The organism is Kaistia nematophila, from assembly GCF_026343855.1.
GTDB lineage: Bacteria > Pseudomonadota > Alphaproteobacteria > Rhizobiales > Kaistiaceae > Kaistia > Kaistia nematophila.
This window is the reverse complement of sequence record NZ_JAPKNK010000003.1, coordinates 299,846-322,324: the sequence shown is the minus strand read 5'-3', so window position 1 is coordinate 322,324 and position 22,479 is coordinate 299,846. Positions and strand designations below refer to the sequence as shown.

20 protein-coding genes are annotated in these 22,479 nt (G+C 67.8%); 8 read left to right on the top strand and 12 right to left on the bottom strand.

Annotated elements, in window-relative coordinates; genetic code table 11:
- Positions 1–41: 41 nt before the first annotated feature.
- The 9 genes from OSH07_RS09990 to OSH07_RS09950 form a co-directional block, all read right to left on the bottom strand.
- Entirely contained in the window at positions 42–1,682 is a 1,641-nt protein-coding gene (locus tag OSH07_RS09990; protein WP_266338485.1) for an arylsulfatase, read from the bottom strand.
- Between the two features lie 394 nt (positions 1,683–2,076).
- Positions 2,077–2,232: a hypothetical protein gene (locus OSH07_RS09985; RefSeq protein ID WP_266338484.1), complete on the bottom strand. Its 156-nt coding sequence runs from the start codon at positions 2,230–2,232 to the stop codon at positions 2,077–2,079.
- Between the two features lie 109 nt (positions 2,233–2,341).
- Positions 2,342–3,508, bottom strand: a complete 1,167-nt coding sequence (locus tag OSH07_RS09980) for an ABC transporter ATP-binding protein (protein WP_266338483.1) — start codon at positions 3,506–3,508, stop codon at positions 2,342–2,344.
- A gap of 115 nt (positions 3,509–3,623) precedes the next feature.
- Complete coding sequence (locus OSH07_RS09975; RefSeq protein ID WP_266338482.1) at positions 3,624–4,367, bottom strand: copper homeostasis protein CutC; 744 nt, start codon at positions 4,365–4,367, stop codon at positions 3,624–3,626.
- A 13-nt stretch (positions 4,368–4,380) separates the two neighbouring features.
- Positions 4,381–5,289, bottom strand: a complete 909-nt coding sequence (locus OSH07_RS09970; RefSeq protein WP_266338481.1) for an ROK family protein — start codon at positions 5,287–5,289, stop codon at positions 4,381–4,383.
- 13 nt (positions 5,290–5,302) lie between these two features.
- Positions 5,303–6,466 carry an N-acetylglucosamine-6-phosphate deacetylase gene (gene nagA / locus OSH07_RS09965; RefSeq protein WP_266338480.1) on the bottom strand — a complete coding sequence of 388 codons (1,164 nt, stop codon included), beginning with the start codon at positions 6,464–6,466 and terminating at the stop codon, positions 5,303–5,305.
- Between the two features lie 115 nt (positions 6,467–6,581).
- Entirely contained in the window at positions 6,582–7,607 is a 1,026-nt protein-coding gene (locus OSH07_RS09960; RefSeq protein WP_266338479.1) for an SIS domain-containing protein, read from the bottom strand.
- Positions 7,608–7,629: 22 nt separating this feature from the next.
- Entirely contained in the window at positions 7,630–8,394 is a 765-nt protein-coding gene (locus OSH07_RS09955; RefSeq protein ID WP_266338478.1) for a GntR family transcriptional regulator, read from the bottom strand.
- Positions 8,391–9,299 carry a glucosamine kinase nucleotide-binding domain-containing protein gene (locus OSH07_RS09950; protein WP_266338477.1) on the bottom strand — a complete coding sequence of 303 codons (909 nt, stop codon included), beginning with the start codon at positions 9,297–9,299 and terminating at the stop codon, positions 8,391–8,393. The genes OSH07_RS09955 and OSH07_RS09950 overlap by 4 nt, the downstream gene beginning before the upstream one ends.
- A gap of 304 nt (positions 9,300–9,603) precedes the next feature.
- Here OSH07_RS09950 and OSH07_RS09945 point away from each other — a divergent pair, with 304 nt between their 5' ends.
- The 7 genes from OSH07_RS09945 (at position 9,604) to OSH07_RS09915 (ending at position 17,311) form a co-directional block, all read left to right on the top strand.
- Positions 9,604–10,497, top strand: coding sequence for an N-acetylmuramic acid 6-phosphate etherase (locus OSH07_RS09945; RefSeq protein WP_266338476.1), 894 nt, complete (start codon positions 9,604–9,606; stop codon positions 10,495–10,497).
- 63 nt (positions 10,498–10,560) lie between these two features.
- A complete protein-coding gene (locus OSH07_RS09940) occupies positions 10,561–11,829 on the top strand; it encodes an ABC transporter substrate-binding protein (RefSeq protein ID WP_266338475.1) in 1,269 nt (422 codons plus the stop codon).
- A 208-nt stretch (positions 11,830–12,037) separates the two neighbouring features.
- Positions 12,038–12,979: a carbohydrate ABC transporter permease gene (locus tag OSH07_RS09935; RefSeq protein WP_266338474.1), complete on the top strand. Its 942-nt coding sequence runs from the start codon at positions 12,038–12,040 to the stop codon at positions 12,977–12,979.
- Positions 12,980–12,987: 8 nt separating this feature from the next.
- Positions 12,988–13,827 carry a carbohydrate ABC transporter permease gene (locus OSH07_RS09930; RefSeq protein WP_266338473.1) on the top strand — a complete coding sequence of 280 codons (840 nt, stop codon included), beginning with the start codon at positions 12,988–12,990 and terminating at the stop codon, positions 13,825–13,827.
- 48 nt (positions 13,828–13,875) lie between these two features.
- Positions 13,876–14,931, top strand: a complete 1,056-nt coding sequence (locus OSH07_RS09925) for a Gfo/Idh/MocA family protein (RefSeq protein WP_266338472.1) — start codon at positions 13,876–13,878, stop codon at positions 14,929–14,931.
- A 63-nt stretch (positions 14,932–14,994) separates the two neighbouring features.
- Positions 14,995–15,993 (top strand): ABC transporter ATP-binding protein, encoded by a 999-nt coding sequence (locus tag OSH07_RS09920; RefSeq protein WP_266338471.1) that lies wholly within the window; start codon positions 14,995–14,997, stop codon positions 15,991–15,993.
- Positions 15,994–16,087: 94 nt separating this feature from the next.
- Entirely contained in the window at positions 16,088–17,311 is a 1,224-nt protein-coding gene (locus OSH07_RS09915) for an NAD(P)/FAD-dependent oxidoreductase (protein ID WP_266338470.1), read from the top strand.
- Between the two features lie 71 nt (positions 17,312–17,382).
- On the opposite strand, the gene OSH07_RS09910 is transcribed toward OSH07_RS09915, so the two are convergent.
- The 3 genes from OSH07_RS09910 to OSH07_RS09900 are packed head-to-tail and all read right to left on the bottom strand — an operon-like array spanning position 17,383 to position 20,590.
- Complete coding sequence (locus OSH07_RS09910) at positions 17,383–18,456, bottom strand: HlyD family secretion protein (RefSeq protein ID WP_266338469.1); 1,074 nt, start codon at positions 18,454–18,456, stop codon at positions 17,383–17,385.
- A 20-nt stretch (positions 18,457–18,476) separates the two neighbouring features.
- On the bottom strand, positions 18,477–20,183 hold the full coding sequence (locus tag OSH07_RS09905; RefSeq protein WP_266338468.1) for an MFS transporter: 1,707 nt from the start codon (positions 20,181–20,183) through the stop codon (positions 18,477–18,479).
- Positions 20,180–20,590: a MarR family winged helix-turn-helix transcriptional regulator gene (locus OSH07_RS09900; RefSeq protein ID WP_266338467.1), complete on the bottom strand. Its 411-nt coding sequence runs from the start codon at positions 20,588–20,590 to the stop codon at positions 20,180–20,182. The genes OSH07_RS09905 and OSH07_RS09900 overlap by 4 nt, the downstream gene beginning before the upstream one ends.
- A gap of 301 nt (positions 20,591–20,891) precedes the next feature.
- Here OSH07_RS09900 and OSH07_RS09895 point away from each other — a divergent pair, with 301 nt between their 5' ends.
- A complete protein-coding gene (locus OSH07_RS09895; protein ID WP_266338466.1) occupies positions 20,892–22,325 on the top strand; it encodes a glycosyltransferase in 1,434 nt (477 codons plus the stop codon).
- Positions 22,326–22,479 lie beyond the last annotated feature (154 nt).

Here is a 22,479-nt window from a genome sequence, read left to right as displayed (position 1 = left end):
GCGCCCCTTCTTCCCGATGCCGGGCGGAAGGACGGCAGGCGCTAGCCGCCGCTGCCCTTCGCCTGCGGATTCGAGCCCTTCAGCAGCGGCAGCGGATCGTCGGGCCGCTGGAGGTTGGGGATCAGGTCGTTCGAGGCGCCGCCGACATAGCGCTTGATGTTCGGGTACTTGAGGATCGACTTGTCGAAATCGAGGATCACCGGCTCGATCAGGGCGAGGATCCAGCCATTGTCCTGGCCGGCAAAGCGGCCCGGCGAGCTCGGCAGCACGCGGGTCGGCGCCGCTCCGTTGAAGGTCATGTCGTATTTCTCGTAGGGGTCCATGGTCAGGTTGTAGACCGCGCCGATGGAGCCGAGATTGGCCTCCGAGCCGAGCCAGGAATCCTTGGCGGTGTAGAGGTATTTCCACGCGATGTTGAGCCTGGGCTCCTTCGGGTCGCCGCCGATGTCTATGCGGGCGCCGAGGAAGTTCTCGCCGTCGATATAGACCCATGAATTGCGCGCGGAGTGGTCGGACTTGCCGAGGATGTACTGGCTGTTGTCGATCGAGTCGAAATAGATCGGCTTGCCGTCATTGCCGACCCAGTCATGCGGCGGCGGCGTCAGGCCGGCCATCGTCGCCAGCGTCGCCCAGGCGTCGATATGCGACATCATCTCGTTCTTCTGCACGCCGGCGGGGATCTGGCCCGGCCACCACATGATGCCCGGCACGCGCCAGCCGCCCTCGAACGCCGTGCCCTTCTCGCCGCGGAACGGCGTCGTTCCGGCATCCGGATAGGCGTCGAGCCAGGCGCCGTTGTCGGCGGTCAGGATGACGATCGTGTTGGGCGCCTCGGCGCGGATCGTGTCCATGATCCGGCCGATGTCGGTATCGAGCTCCATCAGCGAATCGGAATAGTCGCCGAGATGCGAGCGGCCGCGGAACTCCGGCGCGGCATTGGTCGGGTTGTGCATCTTGATGAAGTTGACGTCCATGAAGAAGGGCGTGCCGCCCCTGGCGTTCTTCTTGATGTAGTCGATCGCCGAATCCGTCTGGCGGATGTCGAGGGTTGCGAGGCTGTCATAGTCGATGGTGCCGACGCGGGTCGCCGGCTTGCCCGCCGTTCCTTCCCACTCGCCGAGATTGACGACGCTGTCATAGGCCTGGCTGAACGCGGCGTTGAAGGACGGGAACCAGGGATGGAACCAGTTCGACGTGTTGTTGTAGGCATAGACGCCGGCGTAATAGGCGGCGAACTCCTTCATTTCGTCGAAGCCGTGCTCGGTCGGATAGGCTTCAGGCTTGTCGCCGAGATGCCATTTGCCGGAGAAATAGGTCTTGTAGCCGTTTTTCTTGAAGAACTCGGCGATGGTCGGCGTCTCCTTGCGGAGCGCGTTCTCGTCGCCGGGCGCCACCACGATCGACAGCGCCGAGCGGATCGGGATCCGGCCGGTGATGAACGAGGCGCGGCCGGCGGTGCAACTCGCCTGGCCGTACCAGTTGGTGAAGGTCGAGCCCTCCTTGGCGAGGCGATCGACATTCGGGGTCGGATGGCCGAGGCCGGCGCCGCCGCCGGAATAGGGACCGAAGTCGTTCCAGCCCGTGTCATCCGTCATTAGCATGACGATGTTGGGCCGCTGCGCCGGTGCCTGCGCCTCGGCGACGGGCGGGGATCCCATCCATGCGAGGGCGCCGAACAGCATGGCGGATCCCAGAAGGTAGCGCCTGCGGCTGGAATGCGCGGTGGGCTCCTGGCAAGCTAAGGTATTGTCACCACAAGTTTTCATGGCTTTTGCCTCGGCGGTTGCACGCTTTGCGTCCGCCCGAAATTATGGCGGATAGCGCGGTGCCGACGGCATCAATCTGGATAACTTTTCGTTGCGAACCCCGGCGGGTGCTCCTCTCGGCGGGTCCGCGCGGCGCGATCTTCGCCGGGCGATTGGCGATGGGCCGCCGCACGGGAGGTCGGCCGGTGACCCAAAAGAGCAACGCACCGCGCGGCTGGCCCCCTCAGCTTGTTGCGCGGTGCGAGGGCGCGGCGGCGATGTCGGCTCCCCTACCGAGCCTCGCCCTTTGCGCCAGTTGGAATAGGGCGGATCAGCCGCGCGCCGGGCGCGCCGCCTGGATCGAAGCCTTCGCCTGCGCAGGCTGGAGGCCCGAGCTCAGATTGCGGGTCTGGCGGTCGGCCCAGGCAACGGCGGCCATGAAGACGAGGAAGGCGAGGATGATGGCGCTGAGAGCGAGAATGGACATGGTGGCCTCCGTTTGCTGACGAGGCCAGTATCGGTTCCGCTGCGGCGATCCGCCTTGATCGACATCAATCGACCGCCGCCGCGTTGCATTTCCGCCGGTTTGCTACCGTTCAGGCGCCGATCGCCTGTTCCGTCTTCGCATCGAAGAGATGGATGCGGGCGGGATCGACCGTGAGGCAGATCGGGTCGCCCTTGCCGACGGGCAGCGCGCCGTCGACGACGGCGCGAAGCCGCGTCCGCGCCGAGCTCAGTTCCTCGCCATCCTCCGACACGCCGGCCGCGACAACCGAGGCGCCGGCGAGATCGAGATGGACGAGCAGGCTGGCGCCGAGATCCTCGACGAAGGCCACCGTGCCGGAGAAGCGGCTGGGGCCGGGCGTCACCGAGCCGAGCAGCCGCAGCGCCTCGGGCCGGATGCCGGCGATGATCGGCTGCCCGGCGAAGCGCGGAATGCCGGGCCGCGCGTCCAGAGCGGCGTCGTCGAGGGCGATCGTCAGTTCGCCGAGCTCCAGCGCATAGCCGGCCTCGGTGGCTACGATCTTGCCCGGAAGCAGGTTCATAGGCGGAGAGCCGATGAAGCCGGCGACGAAGAGATTGGCGGGCGAATCATAGAGCACGCGGGGGGCGGCGAGCTGCTGCAGCACGCCCTTGTTCATCACGGCGACGCGGTCGCCCATCGTCATCGCTTCGACCTGGTCATGCGTGACATAGACGGTCGTGACGCCGGTCATCTTCTGCAGATGGGCGATCTCGGCCCGCATCTGGCCGCGCAGCCGCGCATCGAGATTGGAGAGCGGCTCGTCCATCAGGAAGGCCTTTGGCGAGCGCACCAGGGCGCGGCCCATGGCGACGCGCTGGCGCTGGCCGCCGGAAAGGCGGCCGGGCTTGCGGTCGAGCAGCTCGGAGAGCTCCAAGAGCTTCGCGGTCGCCTCGACCTTGGCGCGGATCTCCGACTTGTCGGAGCCGCGCACCTTCAGGCCGAAGCCGATGTTCTCGGCCACGGAAAGATGCGGATAAAGCGCGTAGGACTGGAACACCATGGCGATGTTGCGGTCGCGCGGCGACAGTTCGTTGGCGATGGCGCCGTCGATGACGAGCGAGCCGTCGGAGATCTCCTCGAGCCCCGCGATCATCCGGAGCGCCGTCGACTTGCCGCAGCCGGACGGGCCGACCAGCACGAGAAACTCGCCATCGGCGATCTTCAGGTCGAGCGCGTTGACGGCGAGCTGGCCGTCGTCATAGCGCTTGGTGACCCGCTCAAAAACGATCTCGGCCATTGCCATTCCCTCATGTCGGAGGGGGAGCCTGCCATGCCCGGGGACCGGCTGTCAAAGCCGGGGAGTGCTGCAATTTCAACCGTTTCGGTGCCTTATTCGGCATGTTCGGTTGAAGCTATCCGGAGGGCGGAATCTCGAACACGCGCAGGATCTCGACCATCTTGGCGACGCTCTCCTCGGCGGTGACGTCGATCCGCGGCGTGTTGGCGAAACCGAGCGCCACCGCTTCCGGCGCCACCGTCTGGCTGCCGGTCCGGCAGGACGCGTGGATCTCGCGCGCGCCGGTCCGGTCGAGGATATGGGCGACGTTCTCCGGGCGGACGCCCGAGCCCGGCATGATCGCCAGCCGCTCGCCGGCGCGCTGCACCAGCTCGGCGAGCAGTGGCACGCCGTCCATGGCCTTGCGCTCGCGGCCCGAGGTCAGGATGCGCTCGAAGCCGAGCGCGATCGCGAGTTCCAGCGCCTCGAACGGCTCCGGAACGAGGTCGAAGGCTCGATGCAGCGTCGCGCCCATGCCTTCAGCATGGCTGCGCAGGTGGAACAGCGCCTCGGCATCGAGCTTTCCGCGCGGCTCGGAAGCGCCCAGCACGACGCCGGCGAGGCCGGCGGCGCGGACGGCGTCGATGTCGCGGCGCATCTGGTCCAGCTCGCCGGGCGAGAAGACGAAATCGCCCTCGCGCGGCCGGATCATCGCATAGGTCGGCACGCCGGCCCGGGCGGCGATCCGCATCAGGCCGGGGGAGGGCGTGAGCCCGCCGATCGAGAGCGCGCTGCAGAGTTCGATGCGGTCGGCGCCGCCCTTGATGGCGGCGGCGAGGCCGTCCGGCGTGTCGACGCAGATTTCGAGCTGGATCTTCATGGGTCCGATTTGATCACGCCGGGAGTTCTTCCGCCAGCATGGCGGCGCCGATCAGTCCGCTGGCGCCGCGCGTTCGTCCGGGGACGACCAGCGTCTCGGTGTAGCGGCCGAGCACGCGGTCGCGCACGGCGCTGTCGATCAGGCTCAGCAGCGCCGCATCCGAGGACAAGCCGCCTCCGACGGGAATGACCGAAGGCCCGATCGTGTTGACGATCACCGAAAGCGGGCCCGCGATCAGCTCCACGAAGGTCTCGATGGTCCGCGTCGCGGCGGCGTCGCCTGCGTGCCAGGCTTCGGTGATGGCGTGGCTGGTGCGGGTTTCGCCGGAAAGCGCCACGTGGATGCGCTCCATGCCGCGGGCCGAGCCATAGCTGTCGAGGCAGCCGGTCTGGCCGCAGCCGCAGCGGATCACCGGGATGCCGCGCGCCGCGACCGCCTCGGCGACGATGGGGCCGTGGCCCCATTCGCCGGTGACGCCATGCGCGCCGCGCACCATGCGCCCACCGATGACCAGCCCGCCGCCGACGCCGGTGCCGAGAATGGCGCCGAAGACGATCGGCATGCCGCGGCCGGCGCCGACCGTCGCTTCGGCGAGCGCGAAGCAATCGGCGTCGTTGCCGACCCGGACCGGTATGCCGAGCGCGGTGGAGAGCTCGTTCTCCAGATGGTGGCCGTTGACCGCCGGCACGTTCGCCGCAGCGGCGATGCCGGTAGCGCTGTCGGTGGTGCCGGCGATCGAGATGCCAATCCGCGTCGCCTGGCTGCCATCGGCGGCGACGAGCGCGGCGACGGCGTCGCGAAAATCGGTCCAGCCCGTGTGTGGGGTGGGCAGGGTCGCGCGATGCGAGACCGTCCCGTCGCGGCCGACGCGCGCATATTCGATCTTCGAACCACCGATGTCGAAGGCTGCGGTGACGGTCATCTTGCCGTCCGGCTCAGGCGAGCGGTTCAAAATGCTGGCGTTCGCCGCCGATGAACACGCCAGCGACGGAGAGGTCGCCGTTCAGGTGGACGAAGTCGGCGCGAGAGCCCGGCGCGATCCGGCCATGGGTGCGGTCGATGCCGAGGAACTGCGCCGGATAGAGCGAGGCCATGCGCAACGTCTCGTCCAGGCCGATGCCGACCGTGCCGGTCATGAAGCGGATGGCGCCGACCATGTCGAGGTCGGAGCCGGCCAGCGTGCCGTCATCCAGCGTCAGCTTGCCGTTCTCGCGCGTGATGGTGCGGCCGTTCAGCTCGAACTCGGTCATCGTCGTGCCGATCGTCGACATGGCGTCGGTGACGATGAAGATGCGGCCGGGCGCCCGCTTGGCGCGGAGCGCGTTGGCGATCGCGGCCGGATGGACATGCAGGCCGTCGGGGATGATGCCGCACCAGGCGTCGGGGCTGTCGAGCGCCGCGCCGACGACGCCGGGCGAGCGGTGGCCGAGCTGGCTCATGGCGTTGAAGAGATGGGTGATGCCGCGCGCGCCGGCATTGAAGGCGGCCATCGCGGTTTCATAGGAGGCGTCGGAGTGGCCGATGGCGACATGCACGCCGGCCGCCGTCAGCCGCGCGATCTGCTCTGGCGGCACGGTTTCGGCGGCGACCGTGGTCAGCACATGGTCGAGCCCCGTCGAGGCGAGGCGCTCGAGATCGACCTCGTCCATCGGACGGATAAAGGCGGGGTTGTGCGCGCCCTTGCGGGCGATCGACAGGTGCGGCCCCTCGATATGCAGGCCGAGGCAGCCGGGAATGCCGGCGGCGATGGCGTCGCGCGTCGCCGTGATCACAGCCTCGGTGACGGCGGGGGTGTCGGTGATCAGCGTCGGCAGCAGCGCCGTCGTGCCGTAGCGGGCGTGCGCGGTGCAGATGGTGCGGATGCCGTCGACGGTCGCGGCGCTGTTCAGCAGCGCGCCGCCGCCGCCATTCACCTGCGCGTCGACGAAGCCCGGCGCCAGTAGGCCGCCGGCGAGATCGACGGTCTCGGCGCCTTCCGGCAGGCCGCCCGGCCCGACGATGCCGACGACCTGGTCGCCGTCGACAAGCACGGCGACATCGCGGCGGCGAGTGGCGCCGTCGAACAGTTCTGCGCCCAAGAAGGCGGTCAGGTTCGGCATGGGGCTCTTCCTGAGAATCCGTGTTGGCGGAGTGGATGGCACGGCCGGGAACGCGGGGACCCGGCCACTTTGTTCACCTCTCCCACAGGGAGAGGTGGCGTGGGCGCAATCCCGGCTAGATCGTTTCCGTCACCTTGTTGAGGCCGCGCGGCTTGTCGGGATTGTAGCCGCGCGCCACCGCCACCGTTTCGGCGAAGCGGTAGAAGGAAAGCGCGATCGAGACGGGGTCCGTCAGCGCGTGGCCGGTCGGCGCGATCGGCAGGCGCGGGCCGGGAATGGCGGCGGCGGTCGCGGTGAACACCTTGGCGCCGCGCGCATGAAGCGCCGAGACGGTCGCGACCATGCTGGGCGCGGCGGCGTCGTCCGGAATGAAGGCGATCAGCGGGAAGTTCTCGTCGACCAGCGACACCGGACCGTGCTGCAGCTCGGCGCCCGAATAGGCTTCGGCGTGCAGGATCGAGGTTTCCTTGAGCTTCAGCGCCGCTTCCTGCGCTACGGCGAAGCCCGGGCCACGGCCGAGTGTATAGAGCGACGAGGCATTGACGACGGTGTCGCGCGCCTCGCTCCAGTCGCATTCGAGCGCGGCGTCGAGCTTGTCGGGCAGGGCGGCGATGGCGGCCCGCAGGCCGTCGTCCTGGCGCCATTCGGCGAGGATGGCGAGGCCGGCGACGATCGAGGTGATGTAGGACTTGGTCGAGGCGACGCTCTTCTCCGGGCCGGCGCGCAGCGGCACGAAGATGTCGGCGAGCGAGGCGAGCGGCGCATCCTCGACATTGACGAGGGCGATGCTGGCGGCGCCGCCCTTCTTGGCGGCCTCGACCATGGCGAGCAGGTCGGGGCTCTTGCCCGACTGCGACGTCGCGATCACGGCCGCGCCGGGCAGATGCAGCGGCGTGTTGTAGATCGAGGCGATCGAGGGGCCGAGCGAGGCGACCGGCACGCCGGTGGTGATCTCGCAGACATATTTGAAGAAGGCGCTGGCGTGATCCGACGATCCGCGCGCCACCGTGACGATGACGCGTGGATCGAGCGCGCGGAGGCGGGCGCCGGCTTCGCGGATGGCGTCGCCGGACTGGTCCAGCAGGCGTCGGACGGCGGCCGGGGCTTCGTCGATCTCGGCGCGCATCAGGGTCGTGGTCATCGTGTCATTCCTCATGCCGACGTCAGCGGGGAGACGCATCGGTCAGGTTCAATTCGGCTACGAAATCATAGGCATCGCCGCGATAGTGGGAGCGCGTGAACTCGACCACGCGGCCATCGGGCAGATAGGAGATGCGCTCGATGGCGAGCGCGGCGGATCCGGCCGCAATGCCGAGCAGCGCGGCGTCGGCGCTGCCGACGCTTTCGGCGTTCAGACGCTGAACGGCGCGCACCGGGCGCATGCCGACGGAATCGAGCGCGTCATAGAGCGAATTGGCGACGATCGAAGGGTCCGGCAGGATGCGCAGCGGCACCACGGCCCGCTCGATCGCCATCGGCTCGTTGTCGGCGAGGCGGAGCCGGTGGAAGCGCGCGACCCGCTCGGTCGGCGCGAGGCCGAGGATCATCGCCTCGGCCGAGGTCGGCATGCCGACGGAGCGCTCGAGCCAGCTCGCCGTCGGCACCAGGCCGCGGCTCTTCATGTCCTCGGTGAAGGAGGAGAGGCGCGAAAGCGGCTGTTCGACGCGGCCGCCCGTGCGCGAGACGAAGGTGCCGGAGCCGTGGCGCTGGCGCAGCACGCCCTCGGCGACGAGGCCCTGGATCGCCTTGCGCACGGTGACGCGCGAGATGCCGAGCGAGGCCGCCATGTCGCGCTCCGGCGGCAGGGCGGCATTGGTCGGCAGGCGGCCGTCGCGGATCGCGTCGCGGATCAGCGTCTGCAGGCGGACATAGAGCGGGCCGCCTTCCTCGTCGGTCAACTGTTCGGGCGCGAGCACGAATTCGCTCATGCGGGCGCCTCCGCCGGAAGGAGCGTCGCGGCCAGGATCAATGCGCCGTCGAGCGCGTCGCCGGCCGGCGGGGCGATATGGGCCGAAATCTCAGGCGACAGCCGCTCGGCATAGAGCGGCGCGAGGCCGCCGAGCAGGCTGATGCGCGCCGCGCCGAGCGCGACCAGCCGGTTCAGCGCCAGCTCGATGTCGCGGGTCGCTTCGGCGAGGATCCCGTCGGCGATGGCGTCGCCGGCGGCGGCGCGCTCGAACACCAGCGGCGCGAAGCTGCCATAGTCGCGCGGCAACGCCGTCTTGCAGAAGGTGACGATACGGTCGGGCTTGCCGTCGAACTGCGCCAGCAGCGCGTCGGTCAGCCCGGTCGGCTCGACCAGCGCGTCATGCGCGAGCGCTGCCTGGCGGAGCGCCATGTGGCCGAGCCAGGCGCCGCTGCCCTGGTCGCCGACATGGAAGCCCCAGCCTCCGACCGTGACGAAGACGCCGCCCGTTTGCACGACATAGGCGGTGCCGGTGCCGAGGATGGCGATGGCGCCGTTGCCGTCCGGATGGGCGCCGCGGCAGGCGATCCACGCGTCCATTTCCAGCGCGGTGCGGGCGAAGGGGAGGTCGGCGGCGAGGAAGCGTTCCGACAGGTCTGGGATGTTGGCGCCGGCGAGGCCGAGGCCGACGAGGCAACGGCCGAGATCGGCGTGGCCGAGGCCGCCCTCGACCAGCGCGCCCTCGACGGCGGCGACGATGTTGTCGCGCGCCGCCTCGACGCCGGCCAGGATGTTGGCCGTGCCGGTGATGCATTCGCCGATCGGCGTGCCGTCGCGCCAGCGGGCGCGGGCCCGGCATCGCGTGCCGCCGCCGTCGACACCCACCAGAATCGGCTGGCCAGTCCTTGCTGCGATCGATCCGGACATATCACCCGCTTCGAGCCGAAATGCGTGGGTTGCGGCCGCCGGAGGGCCCGATCCGGCAGTCGCTATCGATAATACCAAATTGAATCCAGTTGGGAAGCGACAATACCACATGAGACCAGTGGACTTTTCACTTCCTGGGGGAGGAAATGGAGAGATTCATCGTAAGTATATGATTAAGCTAGATTTTCATGGATTGTTTTGGCTCTTGTAGAAAAGTCGTCTTATCCGCAGGTCGGATGTCTGGACGCAATGGTACTTTGTTGGTATCGTTTTGGTGAGGAAGTTTTTGGGGGAAGTTGGATCCATGGCAATGCCGCGTACGGAAGTGGTGGAAGACCGCTTCGAGGGCATCGATCTCTGGCCGACCGCCGATGCGCTCGCCGCCTTGGCCGAAGGGCAGATTCGCGGCGCCATGTCCGTCCGCGCCGCCATTCCCGCGCTTGCCGCCGCCGCCGAACAGGCTGCCGCCTGTCTCGCTCGCGGCGGGCGCCTCGTCTATTTCGGCGCCGGTTCGTCGGGCCTGCTCGCCCTGGTCGACGCCCTGGAGATCCCGCAGACCTTCAGCGTGCCGCAGAGCCAGATCCTCGTGCTGATGGCCGGCGGCATGGCGATGACCGAGACGCTGACCGGCGGGCCGGAGGATGTCGCCGAACTCGGCGTCGCCGACATCGAGGGCGCGAAACTCGGCCCGGATGACTGCGTCGTCGCGGCCTCGGCCAGCGGCTCGACACCCTATACGCTCGCCGGGCTCGAGGCGGCGCGCAAGACCGGCGCCGCCACCGTGGCGATCGCCTGCAACGCCTCGGCGCCGCTGTTCGCCCATGCCGATATCGCCGTGTTCCTCGATTCCGGGCCGGAAGTTCTGGCCGGCTCGACGCGCATGGCGGCCGGCACGGCGCAGAAGGCCGCCTTCAACATGCTTTCGACCATGATCGCCATCCGCCTCGGTCATGTCGTCGACGGGCAGATGATCAATGTCCGCGCCGACAACGCCAAGCTGCGCGGTCGCGCCGCGCGCATCGTTTCCAGGATCGCCGGGGTCGGCGAGGCGGACGCCGTCCGCGCGCTCGACGCCGCCGAAGGCGAAGTGAAGCCCGCCATCCTGATCGCCGCCGGCGCCCGGGATGCGGCGGATGCCGGCGCCAGGCTGGCTGTCCACCAGGGCAATCTCCGTGCGGCGCTCGCCGCGCTGGGCTGACGCGAAACTGCATAACCCGATGGCCGCACCAACGCGGCGCACGGACCAGAAGGGAGTGGGTCAATGAACCATCTGAAGAAGATTCTGCTGGCGACGACGGTCGCGGCGATCGGCACGGGTTTCGCCGCGCCGGCCTTCGCCGAGGACGTCACGCTGACGATCGAAAGCTGGCGCAACGACGATCTGCCGATCTGGCAGGAGAAGCTGATCCCGGCCTTCGAGGCCAAGAACCCGGGCATCAAGCTGAACTTCGCGCCCTCGGCTCCGACCGAGTATGACGCCGCCCTCGGCGCCAAGCTCGACGCGGGCTCGGCCGGCGACATCATCACCTGCCGTCCGTTCGACAAGTCGCTCGCGCTGTTCCAGAAGGGCCAGCTCGCCTCGCTGAACGACCTGCCGGGCATCGACAAGTTCTCGTCCGTCGCCAAGTCGGCCTGGATCACCGACGACGGCAAGGACACGTTCTGCGTGCCCGTCGCCGCCGTCATCCACGGCTTCATCTACAACAAGGAAGCTTTCGACAAGCTCGGCATCTCCGTGCCGCAGACCGAGGACGAGTTCTTCGCGGCGCTCGAGAAGATCAAGGCCGACGGTACCTACATCCCGCTCGCCATGGGCACCAAGGATCTCTGGGAAGCCGCGACCATGGGCTACCAGAACATCGGTCCGAACTACTGGAAGGGCGAGGAAGGCCGTCTGGCGCTGATCGCCGGCAAGCAGAAGCTGACCGATCCGCAGTGGGTCGAGCCCTTCGCGACGCTCGCCAAGTGGGCGCCCTATATGGGCGACGGCTTCGAGGCCCAGACTTATCCGGACAGCCAGAACCTGTTCACGCTCGGCCGCGCCGCCATCTACCCGGCCGGCTCGTGGGAGATCGCGGGCTTCAACCAGCAGGCCCAGTTCAAGATGGGCGCGTTCCCACCGCCGGTGAAGAAGGCCGGCGACGAGTGCTACATCTCCGACCACACCGACCTTGCCATTGGCCTGAACGCCAAGTCGGCGCATCCGGCCGAAGCGAAGAAGTTCCTGGAATGGGTGGCTTCGCCCGAGTTCGCCGAGATCTACGCCAATGCGCTGCCGGGCTTCTTCAGCCTGTCCTCGACGCCGGTGAAGATGCAGGACCCGCTGGCCGAGGAATTCGTCTCCTGGCGCCAGAAGTGCAAGCCGACGATCCGCTCGACCTACCAGATCCTGTCGCGCGGCACGCCGAACCTCGAGAACGAGACCTGGACGGAATCGGCCAACGTGATCAACGGCACCGATACGCCGCAGCAGGCCGCCGAGAAGCTCCAGAAGGGCCTCGACTCCTGGTTCAGGCCGGCCGCCAAGTAAAGGCTAGCAAGACCCTCGCCCCGGCCCTCTCCCGTGAACGGGAGAGGGAGCGCCACGATCAGCCTCCGTGCTGAGGCGAGACGCCGAAAGAAAGCCATCGCCCGCCTGCGGGAGAGGGTGGGGTGAGGGCCTTCTTCTCCGAGATCGACGTTCCGGGCTCCGTGGCGGATCCCGGGACGATTTCCAAGCCGCGAAAGAGATGGGCCGGATGACCACGATCGACGCAACCGACGCCGTCGCCAAGCGCCCCGTGCGCTGGCATATCGCGGTTTTCCTTGCCCCGGCCGTGCTGGTCTATACGGCGGTGATGATCCTGCCGCTGATCGAGACGCTGCGGCTGTCGCTGTTCAACGTCGTCGACAACCAGCCTGTCTTCGTCGGCTTCGACAATTTCAAGGTGCTGTTCGGCGACGAGCGCTGGTCGGTCTCGTTCTGGAACGCGCTCCGGAACAATCTCGTCTTCTTCCTGATCCACATGCTGGTCCAGAACCCGATCGGCATCGCGCTGGCGGCGCTCCTGTCGCTGCCGGTCCTGCGGCTGCGTGGCTTCTACCGGACGGCGATCTTCCTGCCGACCATCCTCTCCTTCGTGATCGTCGGCTTCATCTGGAAGCTGATCCTGTCGCCGATCTGGGGCGTTGCGCCGTTCCTGATGGACCTGGTCTGGCTGAAGCCCTTCTTCGGGCCGTGGCTCGGCAAGCCCGGCAGCGCCCTCATCACCGTCTCGCTGGTCTCGGTCTGGCAGAACATCGGCATCCCGATGATGCTGATCTACGCGGCGCTGCTGTCGATCCCGGACGAGGTGATCGAGGCGGCGGAATGCGACGGCGTCACCGGCTGGGCGCAGTTCTTCAAGATCAAGCTGCCCCTGATCCTGCCGACGATCGGCATCGTCTCGATCCTGACCTTCGTCGGCAATTTCAACGCCTTCGACCTCGTCTACACCATGCAGGGGGCGCTCGCCGGGCCGGATGGATCGACCGACATTCTCGGCACCTTCCTCTACCGCACCTTCTTCGGCTTCCAGCTGCAGGTCGGCGACCGCTCGATGGGCGCCACCATCGCGACCGTGATGTTCCTGATCATCCTCGCCGGCGTCAGCCTCTATCTCTTCGTCATCCAGCGGCGCATTCGCCGCTACCAGTTCTGAGGCCGGCCATGTCGAAAGCCCGTTCTTCGGTTACCCGCTCCGGCCTCGTCCATCTCGCGCTCGGCGGCTACACGCTGCTGGCGCTGTTCCCGATCTTCCTGGTCATCTCCAATTCGTTCAAGACGCGCGCCGGCATCTTCTCCGCGCCGCTGCAACTGCCGGGCCCCGCGACCTTCAGCTGGATCGGCTACCAGACGGTGCTGAAGCAGGGCGATTTCCTCGGCTATTTCCAGAACAGCCTCATCGTCACCGTCGTCTCGATCTTCCTGGTGCTGCTGTTCGGCGCCCTGGCCGCCTTCGCGCTGTCGGAATACCGCTTCCGAGGCAACCTGCTGATGGGCCTCTACCTGGCGCTCGGCATCATGATCCCGATCCGCCTCGGCACGGTGGCGATCCTGCAGGGCATGGTGGCGACCGGCCTCGTCAACACGCTGACGGCGCTGATCCTCGTCTATACCGCGCAGGGCCTGCCGCTCGCCGTGTTCATCCTGTCGGAGTTCATGCGCAACGTCTCCGACGATCTGAAGAATGCCGGCCGCGTCGACGGGCTCAGCGAATACACGATCTTCTTCCGCCTCGTGCTGCCGCTGGTGCGTCCGGCCATGGCGACGGTCGCCGTCTTCACCATGATCCCGATCTGGAACGACCTCTGGTTCCCGCTGATCCTGGCGCCGAGCGAGGCGACCAAGACGGTGACGCTGGGCGCGCAGATGTTCATCGGCCAGTACGTCACCAACTGGAACGCGGTGCTCTCGACGCTGTCGCTGGCGATCCTGCCGGTGCTGATCCTCTACCTGATCTTCTCGCGCCAGCTCATCCGCGGCATCACCGCCGGCGCCGTGAAGTGACTTTTCGCGCGAAGCTTCGCCCGTCCTCTCCGATTGCAGGTTCCTGACATGACCGATGCTCCCCTCCGCGTCTTCGTCGCCGGCCTTGGCCAGATGGGGCGCAGCCATGCGCTGGCCTACCACGCCAATCCCGGCTTCGAGATCGTCGGGATGTACAACCGCTCCGAGGTCGACCTGCCGGACGAGCTCAAGGCCTATCCGCGCGTCGAGAGCTTCGAGGCCGGGCTGGCGCTGAAGCCGGACGTCGTCTCGATCAATACCTACACCGACAGCCACGCGCCCTTCGCCATCGCGGCGATGGAGGCCGGCGCGCATGTCTTTGTCGAGAAGCCGCTCGCCGCCAATGCCGAGGCTGCCCGCTCCGTCGTCGAGGCGGCGAAGCGGACGGGGAAGAAGCTCGTCATCGGCTATATCCTGCGCCACCATCCGTCCTGGATCGGCTTCATCGCCAAGGCGCGCGAGCTCGGCCCGCCCTACGTCATGCGCATGAACCTGAACCAGCAGTCCTCCGGACCGAGCTGGCACATCCACAAGCAACTGATGCAGACGACGTCGCCGCTGGTCGATTGCGGCGTCCACTATGTCGACGTCATGTGCCAGATCACCGACGCCAGGCCGGTCGAGGTGCGCGGTATGGGCGTGCGCCTCTCCGACGAGATCGCGCCGACCCAGGTCAATTACGGCCATCTGCAGGTGATCTTCGAGGATGGCTCGGTCGGTTGGTACGAGGCCGGCTGGGGCCCGATGATTTCCGAGACCGCCTTCTTCGTGAAGGACGTGATGAGCCCGAAGGGCTCCGTCTCGATCGTCATGGACGAAGGCGCCAAGTCGGACGATGTCGACACCCACACCAAGACCGCGCGCATCCGCGTCCATCATGCGGAACTGAAGGCGGACGGTTCGTTCGGGCGGGCCGACGAATGGTTCTCGACCGAGGACGAGCCCGGCCACCAGGCGCTCTGCGACCGCGAGCAGGCCTATCTCCTGAAAGCGATCCGGGAGGACGTCGACCTCACCCGCCACATGCAGGACGCCATCACCTCGCTCGAAATCGCGCTCGCCGCCGAGGTCAGCATGCGCGAGGGCAGGGTGGTGAAGCTGTGACCCGGCGCATCGACAAAGTTTTCCTGGGCCGCCGCTCAGCCAACGATCACGAAGGATAAGCCCGTGAGCGCACTGACCCTTCAGAACATCACCAAGCGCTTCGGATCGACCGACGTCATCCGCGGCGTCGATCTCGACGTCGCCGAGGGCGAGTTCGTCGTCTTCGTCGGCCCGTCCGGCTGCGGAAAGTCGACGCTGCTCCGCATCATCGCCGGCCTCGAGGACCAGACCTCCGGTCATGTGACGATCGGCGGAAAGAATGTCGACGTGACGCCGCCGGCGAAGCGCGGCATCGCCATGGTGTTCCAGTCCTATGCGCTCTATCCGCACCTGACGGTGAAGGGGAACATGGGCCTGGCGCTGAAGCAGGAAGGCGTCGAGAAGGGCGAGATCGAGCGGCGCATCGCGGCGGCGGCCAGGATGCTGCACCTGGAGGCGCTGCTCGACCGGCGGCCGTCCGAACTCTCCGGCGGCCAGCGCCAGCGCGTCGCCATCGGCCGCGCCATCGTGCGCCAGCCGAAGCTGTTCCTGTTCGACGAGCCACTCTCCAACCTCGACGCGGCCCTGCGCGTGAACACGCGCATCGAGATCGCCAACCTGCACCGCCTGCTCGGCGCGACGATGATCTATGTCACGCACGACCAGGTCGAGGCGATGACGCTCGCCGACAAGATCGTCGTGCTGAGCGCCGGCAGGATCGAGCAGGTCGGCCGCCCGATCGATCTCTACAACAAGCCGGCCAATCTCTTCGTCGCCGGCTTCATCGGCTCGCCGAAGATGAACTTTCTCACCGGCGCGGCGGCGGAGAAGCTCGGCGCGGCGACGATCGGCATCCGCCCCGAGCACATCCGCGTCGTGCCGGCCGGCGGCGAATGGTCCGGCAAGGTCAGCCATCTCGAAAAGCTCGGCTCCGACACCTTCCTCTATGTCGCCATGGAAGGCGCCGACATGGTCACGGTCCGTATCGTCGGCCAGGCCGATTTCGAGGTCGGCTCGACGGTGGGGTTGGAGGCGGATTCCCAGCACATCCACCGCTTCGATCGGGACGGCCGGGCGCTCTGATTTCCGGCGCATGGCCGGGCGTCTTCGCCGCGCGCCCCTTGCACCCGACCGGCCGCCGGTGCGAGTGTCGCGCGGAATCGGACTGGCGGGTGACATGACCAAGAACATCGTAATCATCGGCGGCGGCCATGCCGGGGCGCAGGCCGCGGCGAGCCTCCGCTCGGACGGATTTGACGGCAAGGTGACGCTCGTCTCGGCCGAACGCGAGATTCCCTATCATCGTCCGCCGCTCTCGAAGGGCTTCATCAAGGCCGAGGGTGACGAACTGCAGGAGCTGCGCCCGGCCGCCTTCTACGAGAAGAACGCCGTCGATCTGGTGCTGGGTTCGGAAGTCACCGCCATCGACCGCGATGCCGGGCTGGTCCGTCTCGGCGCGGACAGCCTGCCGTTCGATGGCCTCGTTCTGGCGACGGGCGCTCGCGTCCGCGTGCCGCCGGTTCCCGGCATCGAGCTCGAAAACATCTTCCTGCTGCGCACGGCCGAGGATGCGCGCCGGCTGAAGGAGCGCTTCGCGCTGGCGAAGGACGTCGTCGTGGTCGGCGGCGGCTTCATCGGCCTGGAGCTGGCCGCGACGGCGCGCCTGCTCGGCAAGACGGTCACGGTGCTGGAAGCGGCGCCGCGCCTGATGGGCCGCGTCGTCGCGCCCGCGATCTCCAGCTATTTCCTCGATTTGCACCGCGCCATGGGCACGACGATCCGGCTGGAGACGCCGGTTCACGGCATTCTCGGCGAGAACGGCCATGCCGTCGCCGTCGAGACGCTGACCGGCGAGCGGATCCCGGCCGATACGGTGATCGTCGGCGTCGGCGTGGTGCCGAATGTCGAGCTGGCCGAGGCGGCCGGCCTGCATGTCGCCAACGGCATCGTCGTCGACGAGGCGATGCGCACCTCCGATCCCCGCATCGTCGCGGCCGGCGACGCGGTGTCGTTCCATCACTGGGCGCTCGGCCGCCCGGTGCGGCTCGAAAGCGTGCAGAACGCCGTCGACCAGGCCAAGACCGGCGTCGCGGCGCTGCTCGGCAAGGTCGAGCCCTATCGCGCCGTGCCGTGGTTCTGGTCGGATCAGGGCGACGCCAAGCTGCAGATGGTCGGCCTTTCCAACGACGCGGATTCGAGCGTCCTGCGCGGCAGGCCGGACGATGGCAGCTTCTCGGTGTTCCACTACCAGGGCGACCGGCTGGTCGCGATCGACTCGGTCAATCGCGCCGCCGACCACATGCTGGGCCGTCGCATGCTTGGCTCCGGCTTCCAGCTCGACAAACAGGTCGCGGCCGACGAGGGCGTCGATCTGAAGAAGCTGGTGCTCGCGGCGGGCTGAGACGGCGCTCGCCGCCGTCGCGAAAGATCGGAATGAAAAAACGGGCGGTCCTTGCGGGCCGCCCGTTTCCGTTACTCCGCCGATGCGAGCGCCGGCAGCGGCTTGTCGGCGGTGTCGATCTTGACGATGACCGACATGCCGGGCCGCAGGTCGACCGCGGCGCTCTGGCCGCCGTCGATCTCGATGCGGAGCGGGATGCGCTGGGCCACCTTGGTGAAGTTGCCGGTGGCGTTGTCTGCCTTCAGCACGCTGAACTCCGAGCCGGCGGCGGGCGCGATGCGGGCGACGCGGCCGGTCAGCTCTGCGCCGCCGAGGGCATCGACCGTGAAGGTGACCGGCAGGCCGACCGCGACATTGGTGAGCTGGGTCTCCTTGAAGTTGGCGATGACCCAGGTGGTGTCGGGCGTGATCGAGGTCAGCTGCGTGCCGGCCGAGGCATATTGGCCGATGCGGGCTGCGACTTCGCCGAGCCGGCCATCGACCGGTGCGACGATGCGGGTGTTGCCGAGATTGATCTCCGCCAGCCGGACGGCGGCTTCGGCGCTGGCGACGGCGGCTTCGAGCGAGCTCTTGCCGGCGTCGGTGAGCGCCAGGTTCTGCTCGGCGATCTTCACCGAGGCCTCGGCCTGCGCGACGGTCGATTGCGCCTGCAGCCGGGCGACGCGGGCCTGGTCGCCGGAGGACTGGGTGGAGAAGCCGCGATCGACCAGGGTGCCGGTGCGCTTGTCGTCCAGTTCGGCCTTTTCGAGGCCGGCCTGGGCGCTCTGCAGCTGCGCCTTGGCGAGATCGAGGCTCGCCTGCTTGGCGGCGCGGTTCTCGGCGAAATTGTCGAGCGAGGCCTGCTGCTGCTGCAGGGTGGCCTGCGCCTGGGCGAGCTGCTGCTGGTAGATGCGGTCGTCGATCTGGACCAGCAGGTCGCCCTTCCTGACCTTCATGTAGTCCTGGACCGGCACGTCGACGACGTAGCCGGCGATCTGCGGGCTGAGCAGCGTCACCTGGCCTTTGACATAGGCGTTGTTGGTCGTCTCGACCGACGAGCGGAAGGGCGGCAGCTGCCAGGCATAGAGGACGATGAGCACGCCGAGGATGCCGACGGCGAGGGCGGCGAGGGTGATTCCGGATTTGAAGAACTGTTTGATCTGCATGATGTTGCGTCTCGGATCGTTCAGGCTTTGGCGGCGGCAGCCAGACGGCTGGCGCGCTTCGGCAGGTAGAGGGTGTGCAGCCCCAGCAGCACGAGGCAGGCGAGGGTGCTGTAGAAGATCAGGAGGAAGACATCCTGGTAGGCGAGGATGTTCGCCTCCTGGGTGGCGGCCTTGCCGAGCTGGACGACGCCCTCCGCGTTCTGGAGCGCGGTGTCGGGCAGCACCTTCGAGAAGGCCGCGCCATAGGTCTTGATGCGCTGGGCGACGAGCGGATCCTGCAGCGACAGGTGCTCGGCGATGACGCTCGAATGGAATTTCTCGCGGATCGTCTGGAAGGTGCCGAGGATGGCGGAGGCAAGCACGCCGCCCATGCTCTGCGTTCCCAGGAACACGACGAGGAAGCTCAGGATGTAGGCCGGCCCGCCGGCGATCGCCCTGGCAAAGCCCGACATCAGCGCCGGCGGCAGGAACAGGGCGCCGGCGAAGGCGATCATCGCCTGGCTGACATAGAACTGCTCGGGCCGGGTCAGGTTGGTGACGTGCGAGTCCATCCAGGCGCCGGCCGCGATCAGGACGAGCGCGACGAAGTGCAGGACCGGGCCGTTCTTCGGCGTCATCACCAGCGCGGTGAAGACATAGCCGACGAGGGTGACGGCGAGGATCAGCGTGAACAGCGGGATCAGCTGATCGTTCTGCAGGCCGAGCATGTTGAAGAAGCCGACCGCGCCGAGCGTCTGCTCGGAGAGCAGGAAGCGGAACAGCAGCAGCGAGCCGGTGATCGTCAGCATGTCGTAGGAGAACATCCAGCGCAGGTTGATGATCGGCCGGGCGCGATGCAGCTCGATGATGACGAGCAGCGTGACGGCGGCGATGCCGGCGACGCTGAGCCAGCCGATCCATTCCGCGTCCATCCACCAGTAGAGCCGGCCGACGGAGAGGATGACGGCGATCGAGCCGAAGCCGAAGGCGATCAGCGGGAAGCTGATGAAATCCTCGCGGTCGAAGATCTTCACGCGGGGCGGGTGGGTGATGGGCAGCATGAAGATGACGGCGAGGCTCATCATCGCCAGGCCCGCCTCGAGCAGATAGAGGCCGTGCCAGTCGCCGATCTGCAGCAGGTCAGGCGAGATGACGCGGGCAAGCGGCGTGGCGAGCTGGCCGCCGAGCACGCCGAAGGCGATGCCGATCGTCAGCTTGCGGGCCGGCGGCAGCCATTCGAGCATGTAGTAGAAGGCGAGCGTCGACAGCGGCGCCGCGGCGATGCCCATGACGGCGCGCACCGCGATTGCCGAGCGCAGGTCGTTGGTGAACAGATGCGCGATCGTCACCAGCGCATAGATGATGAGGCCGATCTCGGCGAAGCGGCGCAGGCCGAACTGGGTGCGCACCTTGTAGAGGAACAGCGTGCCGGTGATGTTGGTCGCCATGTAGGCGGCGGTCAGCCAGTTGATCTCGACCTGGGTCGCGTGCAGCGCGCCCTGCAGGCCCGTCAGGTTGGCGCTGACGAGGTTGAGGCCGAGGCCCTGGGTCAGGCCGAGCAGCACCGAGGCGCCGGCATAGATGGCGGCGCGCAGCGGCGGCATCGGGACGAAGGCGGGAGCCGCCGGCGCGGCGGGCGCGACGGCGGCCGGGGCCGGGGCCGGGACGGGCGTGGGAAGCGGTTGCGGTTGTGGCGGCTCCGGGGCAAGGGCCTCGGGCCGTGGCGCCACGGCGATCGAATGGCTCATGATGCGGGTTCCAGCTCCGCCTGCTTGGCGAGCGCCCGGCCGAGATTGTCCGAAAGCGCCATCAGCACCCGTTCGGCGACGTCGACATCCTCGGGAGGAATGCCCTCGAGCAGCCGGTCGCTCAGCATGTCGGTCATGCGCAGGACGCGCTCGCCGACGGCCCGGCCTTCCTCCGTCAGCACGACGGATTTGGCGCGCCGGTCGCCGGGCATGGGCTGGCGCTGGACATGGCCGGACTGCTCCAGACCGTCGAGCAGCCGCACGATCGTCGGATGCTCGACTTCCAGCACATCGGTGAGTTCCGCCTGGGTCACGACATGCGAGGCCGAGACGAGGTGCAGCATCAGGCGGCCGCGCGCCAGCGTCAGGTCGAGCGTCTTCAGCTCGGCGTCGAAACAGGTGCGCATGGCGCGGCTTGCCTGGGATAGCCGCCCCAGAAAGGTCTTGGGTCGATTTTCATAGCTTGCCATAATGGTCGCCTCGTACACTGTAGTTGCCTACATATATGGCCAGCGACATGACTTGTCGAGAACCCATTCTGGAATTTTGCGGTGGATCGATCCGGGCGGCGCGGCGGGACCCTGTCCGGCCGGCCGTTGACAAGAGGGGGCGCGATGCGGGCAACTCGCGGCGATCAAACTATCGACCGAATTGTGGGCGAGGCTGATTCTCGTCACCCTGGTTCGTCCGCCCCCGGAAAGCGTATCTATGAGCAAGCTGTATTTCGACGCGACCCAGCCCCTGCGCTGGGGACCCCATCCCCCGGTGGGCATTCCGCGCGTCGAGAGCGCCCTGATCCGGCAGGTGCTGCGCCGGAAGGACCTGAACGTCGTCTTCTTCCGGATCGAGAACGGCAAGGGCCGGATTCTGACCGCGACCGAGCTGCGCTATCTCGAGGCGCTGGTCGAGCGCCGCATTCCCTATATCGAGGGCTTCGGCAATTCGTCCTATTGGACGCGCGTCCAGACCGTCTTCCGCGTGCTGCAGGCGAGCGGCGGCTCGGCCGGGCGCGAGCTCGATCGCGTCGCCGCCGGCTACCTGGCCGGCCGCGCCGAACGCAACGGCCTGCATTTCGGCCTTGCCAAGCTCGGCATCCGGATCTGCAAGCTCTTCCTCGGCATCGGCGCCGACAAGGGCGACAGCAGTTTTGATCCGCTTGCCGAACCAACGGCGCATTGCTTCCTGTCGAATATCGGCTCGCACGCGGTCGCCAGGCATCGCTCGGCCGACGTCCCGGCCAACATCACGGCGATCCTGCACGACACGATCCCGCTCGACATGCCGCATCTCGTCCACAAGGGCCATGCCGTCTCATTCGCGCGCGACTTCAAGTGGATGCAGGAATGGTGCGACCTTCTCGTCTGCGTGTCGGATTATTCGGCGCGGACGGCCAGCCGGAGCCTCGATGCCGAGGCCGGCAGCGGCCACCAGCCCGAGATCGCCGTCAATCCGCTCGGCTCCTTCCTGCGCGAGGGGCTGGACCGGCCGGCCGAGCCGGTCGCCTCGCTCGTCGGCAGCTCCTTTGCCGTCTATTGCTCGACCATCGAGATCCGCAAGAATCACATCACGCTGCTGCGCGCCTGGCAGCGCCTGATGCCGCTGCTCGGCGACCGGCTGCCGACGCTCGTGCTGTGCGGCCGCTGGGGCTGGATGGTCGAGGAGGTCGAGAAGTTCCTCGCCGACCACCCGGAGCTCGCGGCCAAGGTGTCGTTCCTCTCCGGCATAAGCGATCCGCAGCTCGCCTGGCTCTACAAGAATGCGCGCTTCGGCCTGTTCCCGTCGCTGGCCGAAGGCTGGGGGCTCGGCGCCGCCGAATGCCTCGATTTCGGCCTGCCGGTGCTGGTCTCCGACGCGCCGGCGCTTGCCGAGGCGACGCAGGGCCTGATGCCGGTCATTCCCGCCGACGACCTCGACGGCTGGACCGCCGCGATCGAGCGGGCGGCGACGGATGATGAATGGCTGTCGTCGCTGCGCGCAGAGATCGCGGCGCGCTACCGCCCCACCTCGGAGGCGGAGTTCGCGACGCGCCTGCTGGCGCTGATGGGCGTGCCCACGGCCCCGGCCGTGGACGGGGCGACCTTCGCCCCGGCGCGGCTCGGCCGCAATGGCGGCGAGGCGGCCGCCGCCCTGCCGGCGCTCTAGGCAGGCCGAAACCGGCGGCGCGGACGGCGGGGCGGCGAAATCCTGCCCGCCGGGCGCCCTCCGGCGTCACGCCGCGTTGCCCCTTGGCGGCGCTTCGACTAGAAGAACCGCAACCTCATCCCTACATCCTGCCCTTTTGGCGAAGAGGGCCTTC